The following is a 13,457-nucleotide window of genomic DNA, read 5'->3' as shown; positions in this document are numbered from 1 at the left end:
TCACATCTCCGCGGTGAGCCGGGCGACCGTCCGCATCTTGTTCATCGCGTCCAGCGCCGCCACCTTGTACGACTCCGCCAGCGTCGGATAGTTGAACACGGCGTTGACCAGGTAGTCGACGGTCCCGCCGCACCCCATGACGGTCTGCCCGATGTGCACCAGCTCCGTCGCCCCCGTGCCGAACACGTGCACGCCGAGCAGCCGCCGGTCCTCGGAGGACACCAGCAGCTTGAGCATCCCGTACGAGTCGCCGATGATCTGCCCCCTGGCCAGCTCCCGGTAGCGCGAGACGCCCACCTCGAACGGCACCTTGTCGCGGGTCAGCTCGTCCTCGGACCGGCCGACGAAGCTGATCTCCGGAATGGTGTAGATGCCGATGGGCGGCAGCTCGGTCAGGTCGCCCGCGGGCTCGCCGCACGCGTGCTGGGCGGCCAGGCGGCCCTGCTCCATCGACGTGGCCGCGAGCGCGGGGAAGCCGATCACGTCGCCGACGGCGTAGATGTGCGGCACCTCGGTGGCGAAGTTCTCGTCCACCGAGATCCGTCCCCGGTCGTCGGCGGCCAGGCCCGCGGCGTCCAGGCACAGCTCGGCGGTCTTGCCCTGGCGGCCGGCCGAGTACATCACGCAGTCGGCGGGGATCTTCTTGCCGCTCTCCAGCAGGGTGAGCGCACCGCGCGGGCGGCGCTCGACGGCCGCCACGCTCTCGCCGAACCTGAAGGTCACCGCCAGGTCGCGCAGGTGGTACTTCAGCGCCTCCACGATCTCCAGGTCGCAGAACTCCAGCATGCGCTCGCGCCGCTCCACCACCGTGACCTTGGTGCCGAGGGCGGCGAACATGGAGGCGTACTCGATGCCGATCACCCCCGCGCCCACCACGACCAGCGTCTCGGGGACCCGGTCGAGGTGCAGGATGGCGTCGGAGTCGATCACCGTCCTGTCGTCGAACTCGACGGTGGCCGGACGGGCGGGCGAGGTGCCCGTGGCGATCACGATCTTCTCGGCCGTGATCTTCCGCTCCTCGTCGCCCGTGACGCCGATCGTGTGCGCGTCCAGGAAGCGGCCGGTGCCGTGCAGCACCGTCACGTGGTTGCGGGCGAGTTGGCTGCGGATCACCTGGATCTCCCTGCCGATCACGTGCTGGGTGCGCATCCCCAGGTCGGCGACCGTGATCTCCTCCTTCACGCGGTAGCTGGCGCCGTACAGGTCGCGTTGGTTGAGACCCGTGAGATAGAGGACGGCCTCGCGCAGCGTCTTCGACGGGATCGTGCCCGTGTTGATGCATACGCCGCCGATCATGTGTTTCTTCTCGACCACCGCCACCCGCTTGCCGAGTTTCGCGGCCGCGATCGCCGCCTTCTGCCCACCCGGTCCGGAACCCAGGACCACAACGTCAAAGTCCGCCACGTGGTCCAGTTTGCGGGCGGCACGTTATCGGGAAAAGACCTGTCTGCGAGACTCCGTAGTATGTCGCGCAGATTCACCCAGGTCGATGTCTTCGCCCCCGCCCCCTACCAGGGCAACGCGCTCGCGGTCGTGCTCGACGGTGACGGGCTCACCGCGGCCGAGATGCAGCGCTTCGCCAGGTGGACGAACCTGGCCGAGACCACCTTTCTGCTGCCGCCCACCACGCCGGACGCCGACTACCGCGTCCGCATCTTCACCACCGAGTCCGAGCTGCCCTTCGCCGGGCACCCCACCCTGGGCTCCTGCCACGCCTGGCTGGAGGGCGGAGGCGAGCCGCGCGCGACCGGCGAGGTCGTGCAGGAGTGCGAGGCCGGGCTCGTCCGCCTGCGCGTCTCGGACGACGGCCTGGCGTTCCAGGCGCCGCCCCTGATCCGCTCGGGGCCCGTGGACGAGGACCTCCTGGTACGCATCGCCGGGTCGCTCGGCATCGGACGCGCCGACGTCGTCGCCGCCGAATGGGCCGACAACGGCCCGGGCTGGGTCGGGGTGCTGCTGGCGGACGCCGCGGCGGTGCTGGCGCTGCGCCCGGGGGCGGTGCCGGTGGACGTCGGCGTGGTGGGCCCGTACCCGGCGGGGGAGCCGGTCGCCTTCGAGGTACGGGCGTTCATCCCGCACCAGGGCGCCGCCGTGGAGGACCCCGTGACCGGCAGCCTCAACGCCTCTCTGGCCCAGTGGCTGCTGCGCACCGGCCGGGCCACGGCCCCTTACGTGGCCTCCCAGGGCACCGCGATCGGCCGCGCGGGGCGGATCCACGTGTCCGCCGGAGCGGAAGGGGACGTCTGGGTCGGCGGCGCCGTCCTCACCTGCGTCACGGGCCGGGTCGCGTTGTGAAGCGCACCTCGTCGCCCGGCCTGAGCTGGGCGGCGACCGGCAGGTCGGCCTCGCGCACCACGGCGATCACCGGATAGCCCCCGGTCGGGGGATGGTCGGCGAGGAACACGATGGGCTGCCCGCTCGGCGGCACCTGCACGGCCCCGGTGACCATGCCCTCGCTGGGCAGCTCGCCGTCCTTGGCGCGGGCCAGCTCGGGGCCGCGCAGCCGTACGCCGACGCGGTTGCTGTCCTGCGTCACCGTGTACGGCCGCGCGCACAGCTCGCCCACCGCCCCCGTGACGAACCAGTCGTCCCGAGGCCCCGGCAGCACCCGCAGCACGGCCGGCCGCGGCCCCGCCTGGGGCGCCAGATCGGCGGAGATCACCCCCTCCGGCCGGCCGACCGGCAGCAGCGTGCCCGGCCGCAGCGGCTCCGGCCCCAGCCCCGACAGGGAGTCGGTGGACCGGCTGCCCAGCACCGGCTCCACCGCGATCCCGCCGCGCACGGCCACGTACGTGCGCAGCCCCCACACCGGCGGCCCCAGCCGCAGCTCAACGCCCGAGGGAACCCAGAACGGCACCCCCATGTCCGCCCCCGACGCCAGGGGCGCGCCCGTCAGCGCCACCCACGCCCCGGCCAGGAAACGCAGCCGCGCCAGCCCGAACGTCAGCTCGATCCCCGCCAGCCCTTCGGCGTTGCCGACCAGCCGGTTGGCCAGCCGCAGGCTCGGCGCGTCTGCCGCGCCCGACCGGGGCACCCCCAGATGGGCCAGACCGGGCCGGCCCAGATCCTGGACGGACGCGTACGGCCCCGCCGCCACGACCTCGATCATGCCGCCTCGAACCGTACGCGCATGCCCGGCCTGAACAGCGAGGGCGGGTCGGCCGTCACGTCCCACACCCGCGTCGTCGTCCGCCCGATGAGCCGCCACCCGCCCGGCGACGCGGCCGGGTACACCGCCGAGTAGGGCCCCGCCACCGCCACCGACCCGGCGGGCACCGACGTGCGCGGCGTGTCCAGCCTCGGCGTCTCCAGCACCGGGTCGAGGCCGGTGAGATAGGCGAAGCCCGGGGCGAACCCCAGCCACCCCACCACCAGCTCCCGCCCTGTGTGCCGGGCGACCACCTCGTCGGCGGAGATCCCCGCCAGCGCCGCCACGGAGTCGAGGTCGGCCCCGTCGTAGACCACGGGGATCGTCACGACCTGCCGTTCACCGGGCGCGCCCGTGGCCGCCCGGCCGCGTTCCTCCCGCGCCAGCTCCTCCAGCCGGGCCCGCAGCCGGCCCTGATCCGCGCCCGGGGCCACCACCAGCACCGTCTCAGGACCCGGCACGATCTCCACGACCCCGTCGGGCCGCCGCGCCCGCAGCGCCGCGTCCAGCCGGTGCGACAGCTCCAGCGAGCCCGTCTCCACCAGCAGCCCGTGCTCCCCGGCCGTCCGGATCACGCGAACGCCTGCAGGACCACTCCGGCCGCCAGCAGCGTGTCACGCACTCCCTGCGCCAGCCTGACGGCGTCAGGCGTGTCTCCGTGAACGCAGATGGAACGCGCAGAAATCGGGACGGAAGTCCCGTCAACGGCCGTCACAGAGCCGTCCACGGCCATCTGCAGGGCACGCGCGGACACCGCGGCTTCGTCGTGGATGACCGCGCCCGGCTCGCGGCGCGACACCAGCATGCCCTGGGCGGTGTACGCGCGGTCGGCGAACGCCTCGCTCACCGTCGGCACGCCCTCGGCCGCCGCCACCTTGTGCACGACCGAGCCGGGCAGCGTCAGCACCGGCAGCGAAGGGTCGTAGTCGGCCACCGCGTCGATCACGGCCGCCGCCTGCACGTCGTCGCGGCAGATCCGGTTGTAGAGCGCGCCGTGCGGCTTGACGTAGGAGACCCGGCCGCCCATCGCCCTGGCGATGCCGTCGACGGCCGCGAGCTGGTAGAGCACCTCGGCGCACAGCTCCTCGGGCTCGACGTCCATCTCCCTGCGTCCGAAGTGGGCCAGGTCGCGATAGGACACCTGCGCCCCGATCGCCACGCCGCGGTCGACGGCCGCCGCGCACGTGCGCCTGATCGTCACCGGGTCGCCGGCGTGGAACCCGCAGGCCACGTTGGCGCTCGTGACGATGTCGAGCAGCGCGAGGTCGTCGCCCAGCCGCCAGATGCCGAAACCCTCGCCCAGGTCCGCGTTGAGGTCGATCACCATGGCACCATCATGGCGGCATCGCCCCTCCGGCGCGACGGACACCGTGGGAGTGACCGGGCCGATCTCGCCGCCGTCGCCGGACAAAGTGGAACGAGCCAGGGCATGTGCTCCACGCGCGATGTGCGGCCGGGGGAGTGGAGCGCCGCCGAAGCCGCCGGAGGGGCGGGCCCGCGGCTCAGAACTCGTCGGGTATGTCGGCGATGTCGTCGAGGGCCGCGGCCAGCTCGTCGGGGTCGCCGCCGATGCGCTCCACGATCTCGATGAGCACGTGCAGCACGTCGTGGCGGTCGTGGCCGAGGTCGAGCAGCCGCTGCGCCGCCTCCCAGAGCTGGGGCGGGTCGCCGTCCCACAGCCGGGTGGCGATCTCCTCGTGCCAGGCCAGGTGCTCCTGGTCGGTCGTGCCGCCGTGGTCGATCTCGAGTAACGTACGCCGGTCGGCCTGGTCGGCGGGGTCGAGCCGGTCGAGCTCGATCCCGTTGTGCGTGCCCTGCAGATAGGGGAACGCGAAGGCCCGCCTGGCCAGCGCCGACAGGTCGCCGTCCGGCAGCAGCCGCTCCAGCAGCGGCCGGTCGAGCCCGAACGACGTCGGGTCGCGGTACGCCTCGGGGAACTTCCCGATCGCCCCCCACACCGCGTCGAGCGTGGCCTTGAGCCCCTGCTCGGGCAGGCCGGTGCGGTGCGCGGCGAAGCGTACCCAGGCCGACAGCGCGTGCGGCATCGCCTCCTGCTCGGCCACGCTCAGCATCACCTTGCGCGGCAGCCAGTCGAGCAGGAACGTCTCGCACTTGGTCGGGCTCACCCGCAGCGGCCGGTTGAAGTCCTGCTCGCACCCGTAGTCGATGATGTGGTCGGCGCAGCGCGAGGCCGCCGACGGGTCGGACAGGTGCTCGGCCGCGTCGGAGGCCAGAAACTCCGCCGCCAGCATGGCCCGCCGCTCCCTGCTGTACGGGGCCTCGCTGTGCAGCGGCGCCGGCCGCTTGCGCCCCGGAGGCAGCGCCTTGAGCCGGGCGCGGGCGAAGGCGTGGTAGGCGCTGTAGCTGTCGCTGACCGGCGGCGGCGGCGTCTTCTGCTCCCTGGTGGCCTTCATGGCCGACTCCAGCAGCGCCCTGGCCTGCTCGGGCGCGATCTCCTCGAACAGCAGCAGCGGATTGCCCGCCGCCTCGGCCCTGGCCTGCTCGAGCAGCTTGTCGACCTGGGAGGACACCCAGGCGTCGCGCGCCATGCCGTTCATGTTGTGGTCGACCACCAGCACCAGCGCGTGGCGGTCGACCGGCTGCTCGCTCTCGATCGAGCGGTAGGCGAAGACGCAGATCACCGTGTCCTGGTCGCCGTAGGCGTCGCGGGAGACGTAGCAGCCGGCCGGCTTGACCGCGCCCACCCGGTCGGCCCAGCCCGGCCTGGCCACCCCCGACTCCATCATCGCCAGCGCCGCGCCCTCGGCCTTGGCGCCCTGGCGGGCGGTGCCCAGATAGGCCAGGCAGATCAGCAGCGTCAGCGAGGCCGGCGTGCCCGCCTTGGCGCCGTAGTCGACCAGCCCCTCCCCGAGCACCTGCTCGACGTCGCCTCCCCTGACCCGCCTGCCCCACCAGGCCCCGATCATGTCGGAGACCATCAACTCGGCGTCGAGAGGCGTGCGCACGGCCAGCAGCTCACGAGCCGCCTGCACCATCTCCTTGAACACGTCGTCCGGAGGGGTGCTCTCCCGGGGATCTCGTCGGTGTCGGCGCACGCCCTCACTCTCTCGTATTCCAGGCGCAAACGGTGCGTAGAACTCGGCCTGGTGACCTCGATGTTATCGGGAACGGCGATTTCGGCGGGCACGCCGATCCGGACGATTCTTACTCTGCCCGCGTTCGCCCCTTCGACGCGTCAGCGAATGCCGCGGGGCGGCGGCGCGGAGTTCACGATCGCGAGCAGGTGCTCACGAGCGATGCGTTCCACGATTTCGGGCGTCGCCGAGATGCCCAGGTGCTGCGCGCACGCGCACACGTCGGCGACGCAGCGGTCGATCGTGTCCACGGGCACGGTCAGGAACTCTTCGGCGAGCCTGAGACTGACCGGCTCCCGCAGGAACCGTATGGCCAGAGCGAGCATAGAAGTGAGATTCCTCTGGAGCCCCGGGGCAAACCCCCAGGAATGTCTGCAGGGCGACTTGCGCTCTCATTTCACCTTTTCTCGGGCAGGTGTCAAGGCCCAGCGACGGCTGTGTTCACTTCACCCGGCGTGCTTTCGTGCGAAGCTGTCTCCATGCGCATCCAGCTCGCCCAGCGGAGCGAGGCAGACGAGCTCCTCGGCCGCAGCCCGCTCGCCCTGCTCGTCGGAATGCTGCTCGACCAGCAGATCCCCATGGAGTGGGCGTTCACGGGGCCGTACACGATCTCGCAGCGGCTCGGCCGCGACCTCACCGCGGGCGAGATCGCCGCCTACGACCCGGAGGCGTTCGTCGCGCTGCTGGCGGACAAGCCGGCCGTGCACCGCTACCCGAAGTCGATGGCGGCGCGGGTCCAGCAGCTCGCGCTCTACCTGGTCGAGCACTACGACGGGCGGCCGGAGCGGATATGGGCCGACGCCGCCGACGGCCAAGAGTTGCTGAAACGACTCATGGCCCTTCCGGGATACGGCAAGCAGAAGGCCCAGATCTTTTTGGCATTGCTGGGCAAGCAACTGGGGGTCCAGCCGCCAGGCTGGCGTGAGGCGGCCGGGCTCTATGGTGAGGACGGCTCGCATCGATCGGTGGCCGACGTGATCGACGCCGACAGTCTGGCGCGCGTGCGGACGGCCAAGCAGGAGGCCAAACGCGCGGCCAAGGCCCAGTAGTCGTGGCGGGCATTCGTCCCGGCAATCTGGCGCTGTAACCTGATCTTGCTGCGCAACGTGGAGCGACTTTGACAGGATGCGTAGACCCTAGAGGCGACAGGGCCGCGGCGGGGGCTTCCGTCCGTACCTGCCCATCGTCGATGATGTACTGCAGGATCCGGTCGCCCGGAGCTGCGCTACGCCGATACACAGTTATGGAGATGTGCCGCGTGGGAGACCCTGGCACGCGACGGAGGTGCGGACCATGAGCGCCGAGACCTCCGTTCCCCGTCCCCGGGAGTCGGATGTGGACATCTCAGACTCCGCCCTCTTCAGGGGCATGTTGTCGGAGGCGGAGTTCGCCTTCGCGTTCTTCGACGCCGACAGCCGCATCCAGCGGGTCAACGACGTGTTCAGCGACGTCGTCAACGTGGCCGTCGAGCGCATGACCGGCCGACAGCCCGTCGAGGTGCTCGCCGCCGACCTCAGCCAGATCATCACGCACGCCGTACAGGCCGTGATCGAGACCGACGCGCCGGTCACCGAGGGCCGCGTGCGGGTGCGGTCCGCCGAGGGCGACACCCGGCACTGGTCGCTGTCGTTCTCGCCGGTCCACGACGACGCCGGCGAACTGCGCGCCATCGCCCTGGTCGGCCTCGACGTGACCGAGAGCCGCCAGACCGAGGAGGCCCTGCGCCGCAGCGAGGAGCGCTACCGCTCGCTGGTCGAGGCGCAGTCGCAGCTCGTCTGGATCACCTCGCCCACCGGCGCGGTCGTCGAGGACGCGCCGCAGTGGCGCGCGATCACCGGCCAGGGCCTCGAGGAATACCTCGCCAGCGGCTGGCTGGAGGTCGTCCATCCGGAAGAGCGCCAGCAGACCGAGGAGGCGTGGCGCGAGGCGCTGCGCGGCCGGACCATGTTCGAGTGGAACTACCGCGTGCGCACCAGGGCCAGCGGCTACCGCCACTTCGAGGTGCGGGCCGTGCCGATCATCCGCCACGGCAGGGTGGTCGAGTGGGTGGGCGCCAACACCGACGTGACGCCGCAGCGCGAGGCCGAGGAGATGCGCGGCAGGCTGACCGACCAGCTCGGCGCCGCCGCCCTGCGCACCGCCCGGCTGCAGGGCGCCACCGCGCAGTTGGCCGAGGCGCTCACGGTCGAGCAGGTGGTGCAGGTCATCATCGACGTGGGCCGCACCGCCCTGGCCGCCGACCGCTCGGCGGTCGCGCTGCTCGACACCGACCGCGCCGCGCTCAAGCTGATCAACGGCGAGGGCATCCTCGAGGCGTCCGGGGCCACCGGCGACGAGATCCCGCTGTCCCACTCCAACGTGATGACCATGGCGGTCAACAGCCGCAGGCCGGTCTTCGCCGAGTCGCCCGACTCGCTGAAGGCCCAGCTCCTCGAGGTGGGCGGCGACGAGGAGGTCCTGGCCGGGTTCCTGGCCCACGGCGACGAGAAAGCCTGGGTGGGGCTGCCGCTCCTGGCTGCGGGCCGCGCCCTGGGAGCGCTCCGATTCTCCTTCACCCGCCCGCAGAAGATCTCGCAGGAGGACGGCGTCTTCCTGGAGGCGCTGGCCGGGCAGTGCGCGCTGGCGGTGGAGCGGGCCACGCTGTTCGAGCGTGAGCACCGCACCGCCGAGACGTTGCAGCGCAGCCTGCTGCCCGACCGCCTGCCCGTGGTCAAGGGCCTGGAGCTGGCCCAGCGGTTCCGCTCGGGCAGCCGCCACGTCCAGGTCGGCGGCGACTGGTACGACGCGTTCGTGCTGCAGGACGGGCGTGTCGCGGCGGTGGTCGGCGACGTCATGGGCAAGGGCGTGAAGGCGGCTGCGGGGATGGGCCGCATCCGCAACGCCATGCGGGCCCTGGCGCTGACCAACCCGCCGCCCGCGGCCGTGCTCACCGGCCTCGACCGGGTCTTCGAGGCCACCGAGGAAGAAGAGCAGGTCACGACCCTGGCGTACATGGTCGTCGAGCCCGTCACCGGTGAGGGCACGCTGGCCCTGGCCGGTCACCCGCCGCCTGTTCTGGTCTCTCCGCAGGGCACGGCGATCCTGTGCGACGCAGAGCCCGGCACTCCGCTAGGCTGGCCGACCAGCCGCAGGCAGTTCCGGTTCGTGGTGCCGCCCGGCCATACCGCCGTGCTCTACTCCGACGGCCTCGTCGAGAACAGGAAGCGCGGGCTGGATGCCGGTTTGGCAGAGCTTTGCAGTGTTGTGACCGAAGCCCCGCCTGAGGTGGTGAGAAGTCCGCACATGCTGCTGGACTTCCTGGTTGACCGGATGTTGTTCGGATATGAACAGGATGATGACGTTACCGCGCTCGCAATTCACGTCCCACCAGCTACGAAGAGTGACTGAATGAAACAGTCATAACGGTTGCTTTCGGGTATCAGTGCCCCGCTTACGTACGCACTACTGTGTTGGTCGGCCTAGGGTGGAGGTCAACCGCCGGGAGGTGGCCGTGTGAAGCGCGGGGTCGTGTCACAATGCTGTGCAGGTCCGTCGCGGTCCGCACGGCCTCAACGATCTCCGAGAGAGGCAACAGCCCCCCAGCGGGCATCTGGGTCCATTGTCGCCACGCGTTCGTTCGAGAGGTGTTCGTGTCGCCTGCAAGTTCGACTCGCTCGAAGCCACAAGAGCTGAACGAGCCCGTCATTCAGCGACTGCTCGAGCGTGGGCGCTCGCAGGGTTTCCTCGAGTCTGAGGATGTCCGCCAGGCCTTCGAGGAGGCGGACATCCCCATGTCGCACGCCGCCGCGTTCTTGCGGAACCTCAGCAAAGAGGGCGTGACCGTGGTGGTGACCGCCGCGGATTCGGCTGCGCCGAAGAAGGCTCGTCCAGCAAAGCGCCGCACCGCCGCCCCCGTCAAGACCAAGACGGCGGCGGCCGCCAAAGAGCAGCAGCCCGAGACCGTGACCGCGGTCGTCGGCACCGCTGAAGCCGAGCCGGCCGCCAAGAAGGCGGCCCCTGCCAAGAAGGCCGCTCCGGCGGCGAAGAAGGCCGCGGCCACCGCCGCCGCCAAGAAGGCCGAGCCGAAGAGCGCTGGGCCTGCCGAGACCAAGCCGAAGGCGTCCGAGTCCTCGCGGGCCGACGCCGACGACGACGATGACATCGAGCTCGACGGCGACGTGGAGCTGGAGGACCTCGAAGACATCGACGTCGAGGACGACGACATCGTCGCCGAGGGCGAGTCCGACTCCGAAGGCGAGTCCGAGTCCGAGGAAGAGACCGAGGAGGAGCCCAAGGCCGCCGAGGTCACGGCGGAGAAGAGCGAGGACGAGGTCCTCATCCTCTCCGACGACGACGATGACGCCCCGGTCGCGCAGGTCGCCGCCGCCGGCGCCACCGCCGACCCGGTCAAGGACTACCTCAAGCAGATCGGCAAGGTCCCCCTGCTCAACGCCGAGCAGGAGGTCGAGCTGGCCAAGCGCATCGAGGCCGGCCTGTTCGCCGAGGAGCAACTCGGCGGCGGCGAGACCGACGGGCTGCCGGTCGACGTCAAGGCCGAGCTGGAGTGGATCGCCGAAGACGGCCGCCGCGCCAAGAACCACCTGCTGGAGGCCAACCTCCGGCTCGTGGTCTCGCTGGCCAAGCGCTACACCGGGCGCGGCATGCTGTTCCTCGACCTGATCCAGGAAGGCAACCTGGGCCTGATCAGGGCCGTCGAGAAGTTCGACTACACCAAGGGTTACAAGTTCTCCACCTACGCCACGTGGTGGATCCGGCAGGCGATCACGCGGGCCATGGCCGACCAGGCGCGGACCATCCGCATCCCGGTCCACATGGTCGAAGTGATCAACAAGCTGGCCCGCGTCCAGCGGCAGATGCTGCAGGACCTGGGCCGCGAGCCCACGCCGGAAGAGCTGGCCCGCGAGCTGGACATGACGCCCGAGAAGGTCGTCGAGGTCCAGAAGTACGGCCGCGAGCCCATCTCGCTGCACACCCCGCTGGGCGAGGAGGGTGACAGCGAGTTCGGTGACCTGATCGAAGACTCCGAGGCCATCGTCCCGGCCGACGCCGTCAGCTTCACGCTGCTGCAGGAGCAGTTGCACTCCGTTCTCGACACGCTGTCGGAGCGCGAGGCGGGCGTCGTGTCGATGCGCTTCGGCCTGACCGACGGGCAGCCCAAGACGCTCGACGAGATCGGCAAGGTTTACGGGGTCACCCGTGAGCGCATCCGCCAGATCGAGTCGAAGACCATGTCCAAGCTGCGCCACCCGTCTCGGTCCCAGGTGCTGCGCGACTACCTCGACTGACGGCCGGTCGGCCATGGGCCGACCACACGCGCGTCGCCGCACGCCCCGCCGGGAGTTCCCGGACGGGGCGTGCGACTTTTCCGGGAACGCGCGGCTCTTCGCGAGCAGCCTTCCGCAGGCAGCTTCCGGCGCTTCCACAGGAGAACGCTCAGGAGATCCCTGCTCCTGCCGCGCGTGGCCGCTTGCAGGAGCGCGCGCCTTCCCGAGAAGGCGCGCGCGGGAGCCCTGCGGCTTCTGCGGGAAGGCTCCGCGGGAGTCCTGCGGCTCCTGTCTGCGGGAAGGCGTCTGCGGGAGTTCTGCGGCTTCTGCCTGCGGGAAGGTGCCCGCGGGGGTGGCGTGCTTCCCACCAGAAGACGTCCGCGAAGGTGGCCGTTCTCCCGTTTCCGTTTTCCGTGAGAGGACGGTCTCGCGGGAGGTCTCAGTTGACGTGGACGTCCAGGGTCCAGGGGCGTCCGGCGCGGGGCGGTGGGGCGAGGGTGACGGTGTAGCCCAGGTCGTCGAGAGTCTTGACCAGTTCGTCGGGCGTGGCGGGCGCGGTGTCGCGGAGCAGCAGCGCGCGGGCGATCTCGCCCCTGGTCGCCTTGGCCATGTGGCTGACGACCTTGCCGTCCCTGAACACGCGTACGGTCACCGACCGCTCACCCGGTTGCCAGGCGCCCGCGTAGGTGGCCGAGCGCAGATCCACCACCAGCCCCGGCAGCCCGTCGAGCTGCTTGGCGATCTGCGGCCGCCAGAACGCCGCCAGCCCGCCGAGCGGCGGCAGGCTGACACCCATGGAGAGCCGGTACGGCGGAATGTGGTCTGTGATTCTCACCACACCCCACAGGCCGGAGAAGACCAGCAGCGACTCCTCCGCCCGCCTCCTGGACTCCTCGTCCATCGAGCGCAGGCCGAGGTTGTCGTAGAGGACCCCGGTGTAGAGGGCCGCGGCGGGGAGCGTGGGGGCCGTCCTGAGCGCCGCGTTCTTCTCCAGCTCACCGGCCAGGCCCGGGGTCAGGCCGAGCACGTCGAGGGCGTCGCGGCGTTTGGAGGCTCGGACGAGGGCGGTCAGCACTCGTTTGCGGTGCTTGTCGAGGGCCGGGAAGGACAGCTCGCCGACGGGCGGGCCGCTGCCTTCTGACGCCTTGCCCTCTGACGGCGGCAACAGGATCAACACAACGCCCTACCCTATTGGCCCAGGCATCGGCCCAGGCCAACGCGCTGCCCGGCAACCCCGCGCCCCAGCCTCGGACATCCCTGAGCCCCGCCCAGGACATTCCGCAGCCCCGCCCAGCCCAGCGCGGAGCCCCGCCCGGCCCATTGCGGAGCCCCGCCCAGGACATCCCTGAGCCCTGCCCGGGAGATCGCGGAGCTTCACCTCGGGCATTCCGCAGCCCTGCCCGGGACATCGCGGAGCCCCATCTCGGACGGCCCGGAGCCTCACCGGAGGCCCCGCCCGTGGTGAGCGTGGACGGCTCGGCCGCCGCCACCACGGCCATCGCCACCGGCGGCCCCCTCAAGGCCACCGCCGCCCAGGACCCCGCACGCCTGGCCGATCTCGCACTCCGGCTGGCCGGCCGCATACGCGCGGGCGAGCCCCTGACCACCCGCGTACGACTCCTGCCCACCACACTCATCACCGCCGCGAACGCCTGGGAGAGCCCGGAGTCTCACTACTTCGGACATCTCGGAGTCCCGCCTCGAACAGTCCGGAGTCGCCGCCCGGCCTCGCCGTCTGTCCGGACACTCCGAACGGGTCCGGACGCTCCGGAGTCGTTCGGTTTCGCGCTCTTCGGTTGCCTTGAGGGCGTTGAGCGTGGTCAATGCGCAGAGCGGCGGGCCCCCCCCCGGGGGGCCGGGGGGGCCGCGGGGGGGGGGGGGGGGTATTTTTTTTTTAATAAACAACCGGGCGGGGCGGGGGCCACCCCGGGGGGGGAAACTAATGGGTTT

Annotated in this window: 11 protein-coding genes; 4 read left to right on the top strand and 7 right to left on the bottom strand. The window is 71.2% G+C overall.

Annotated elements, in window-relative coordinates:
- Complete coding sequence (gene sthA / locus ACZ6S0_RS38680) at positions 1–1,404, bottom strand: Si-specific NAD(P)(+) transhydrogenase (protein WP_465924298.1); 1,404 nt, start codon at positions 1,402–1,404, stop codon at positions 1–3.
- 60 nt (positions 1,405–1,464) lie between these two features.
- Between sthA and ACZ6S0_RS38675 the strand changes: the two genes are divergently transcribed.
- Positions 1,465–2,295: a PhzF family phenazine biosynthesis protein gene (locus ACZ6S0_RS38675; protein ID WP_465924297.1), complete on the top strand. Its 831-nt coding sequence runs from the start codon at positions 1,465–1,467 to the stop codon at positions 2,293–2,295.
- On the opposite strand, the gene ACZ6S0_RS38670 is transcribed toward ACZ6S0_RS38675, so the two are convergent.
- The 5 genes from ACZ6S0_RS38670 to ACZ6S0_RS38650 form a co-directional block, all read right to left on the bottom strand.
- Complete coding sequence (locus ACZ6S0_RS38670; RefSeq protein ID WP_465924296.1) at positions 2,273–3,109, bottom strand: 5-oxoprolinase subunit C family protein; 837 nt, start codon at positions 3,107–3,109, stop codon at positions 2,273–2,275. The genes ACZ6S0_RS38675 and ACZ6S0_RS38670 overlap by 23 nt on opposite strands.
- Positions 3,106–3,723, bottom strand: a complete 618-nt coding sequence (locus ACZ6S0_RS38665; RefSeq protein ID WP_465924295.1) for a 5-oxoprolinase subunit B family protein — start codon at positions 3,721–3,723, stop codon at positions 3,106–3,108. Before ACZ6S0_RS38665 ends, ACZ6S0_RS38670 begins: the two co-directional genes overlap by 4 nt.
- Positions 3,720–4,475, bottom strand: coding sequence for a LamB/YcsF family protein (locus tag ACZ6S0_RS38660; protein WP_465924294.1), 756 nt, complete (start codon positions 4,473–4,475; stop codon positions 3,720–3,722). The genes ACZ6S0_RS38665 and ACZ6S0_RS38660 overlap by 4 nt, the downstream gene beginning before the upstream one ends.
- Positions 4,476–4,650: 175 nt before the next feature.
- Positions 4,651–6,144 carry a hypothetical protein gene (locus ACZ6S0_RS38655; RefSeq protein ID WP_465924428.1) on the bottom strand — a complete coding sequence of 498 codons (1,494 nt, stop codon included), beginning with the start codon at positions 6,142–6,144 and terminating at the stop codon, positions 4,651–4,653.
- Between the two features lie 200 nt (positions 6,145–6,344).
- Entirely contained in the window at positions 6,345–6,569 is a 225-nt protein-coding gene (locus tag ACZ6S0_RS38650) for a hypothetical protein (protein ID WP_344887249.1), read from the bottom strand.
- Between the two features lie 153 nt (positions 6,570–6,722).
- On the opposite strand from ACZ6S0_RS38650, the gene ACZ6S0_RS38645 reads away from it, so the two are divergent.
- The 3 genes from ACZ6S0_RS38645 (at position 6,723) to ACZ6S0_RS38635 (ending at position 11,528) form a co-directional block, all read left to right on the top strand.
- Entirely contained in the window at positions 6,723–7,292 is a 570-nt protein-coding gene (locus ACZ6S0_RS38645) for an HhH-GPD-type base excision DNA repair protein (RefSeq protein ID WP_465924293.1), read from the top strand.
- 244 nt (positions 7,293–7,536) lie between these two features.
- Positions 7,537–9,630 (top strand): SpoIIE family protein phosphatase, encoded by a 2,094-nt coding sequence (locus ACZ6S0_RS38640; protein WP_344887253.1) that lies wholly within the window; start codon positions 7,537–7,539, stop codon positions 9,628–9,630.
- A 242-nt stretch (positions 9,631–9,872) separates the two neighbouring features.
- Positions 9,873–11,528 (top strand): RNA polymerase sigma factor, encoded by a 1,656-nt coding sequence (locus ACZ6S0_RS38635; protein WP_465924292.1) that lies wholly within the window; start codon positions 9,873–9,875, stop codon positions 11,526–11,528.
- 418 nt (positions 11,529–11,946) lie between these two features.
- Here the strand turns inward: ACZ6S0_RS38635 and ACZ6S0_RS38630 are convergent, their stop codons facing one another.
- Entirely contained in the window at positions 11,947–12,684 is a 738-nt protein-coding gene (locus ACZ6S0_RS38630; protein ID WP_465924291.1) for a YaaA family protein, read from the bottom strand.
- Between the last annotated feature and the right edge of the window lie 773 nt (positions 12,685–13,457).

Source organism: Nonomuraea sp. NPDC051298 (genome assembly GCF_055586305.1).
Note: the sequence above shows the minus strand (reverse complement) of the source record. Positions and strands in the feature narration are given on the sequence as shown.

What these genes read in the sequence shown, in the direction of transcription:
- ACZ6S0_RS38675 (WP_465924297.1), top strand. Translation starts at nt 1,465, where the DNA reads ATGTCGCGCAGATTCACCCAGGTCGATGTCTTCGCCCCCGCCCCCTAC.
- ACZ6S0_RS38670 (WP_465924296.1), bottom strand. Translation starts at nt 3,109, where the DNA reads ATGATCGAGGTCGTGGCGGCGGGGCCGTACGCGTCCGTCCAGGATCTG.
- ACZ6S0_RS38660 (WP_465924294.1), bottom strand. Translation starts at nt 4,475, where the DNA reads ATGGTGATCGACCTCAACGCGGACCTGGGCGAGGGTTTCGGCATCTGG.
- ACZ6S0_RS38655 (WP_465924428.1), bottom strand. Translation starts at nt 6,144, where the DNA reads ATGGTGCAGGCGGCTCGTGAGCTGCTGGCCGTGCGCACGCCTCTCGAC.
- ACZ6S0_RS38650 (WP_344887249.1), bottom strand. Translation starts at nt 6,569, where the DNA reads ATGCTCGCTCTGGCCATACGGTTCCTGCGGGAGCCGGTCAGTCTCAGG.
- ACZ6S0_RS38645 (WP_465924293.1), top strand. Translation starts at nt 6,723, where the DNA reads ATGCGCATCCAGCTCGCCCAGCGGAGCGAGGCAGACGAGCTCCTCGGC.
- ACZ6S0_RS38640 (WP_344887253.1), top strand. Translation starts at nt 7,537, where the DNA reads ATGAGCGCCGAGACCTCCGTTCCCCGTCCCCGGGAGTCGGATGTGGAC.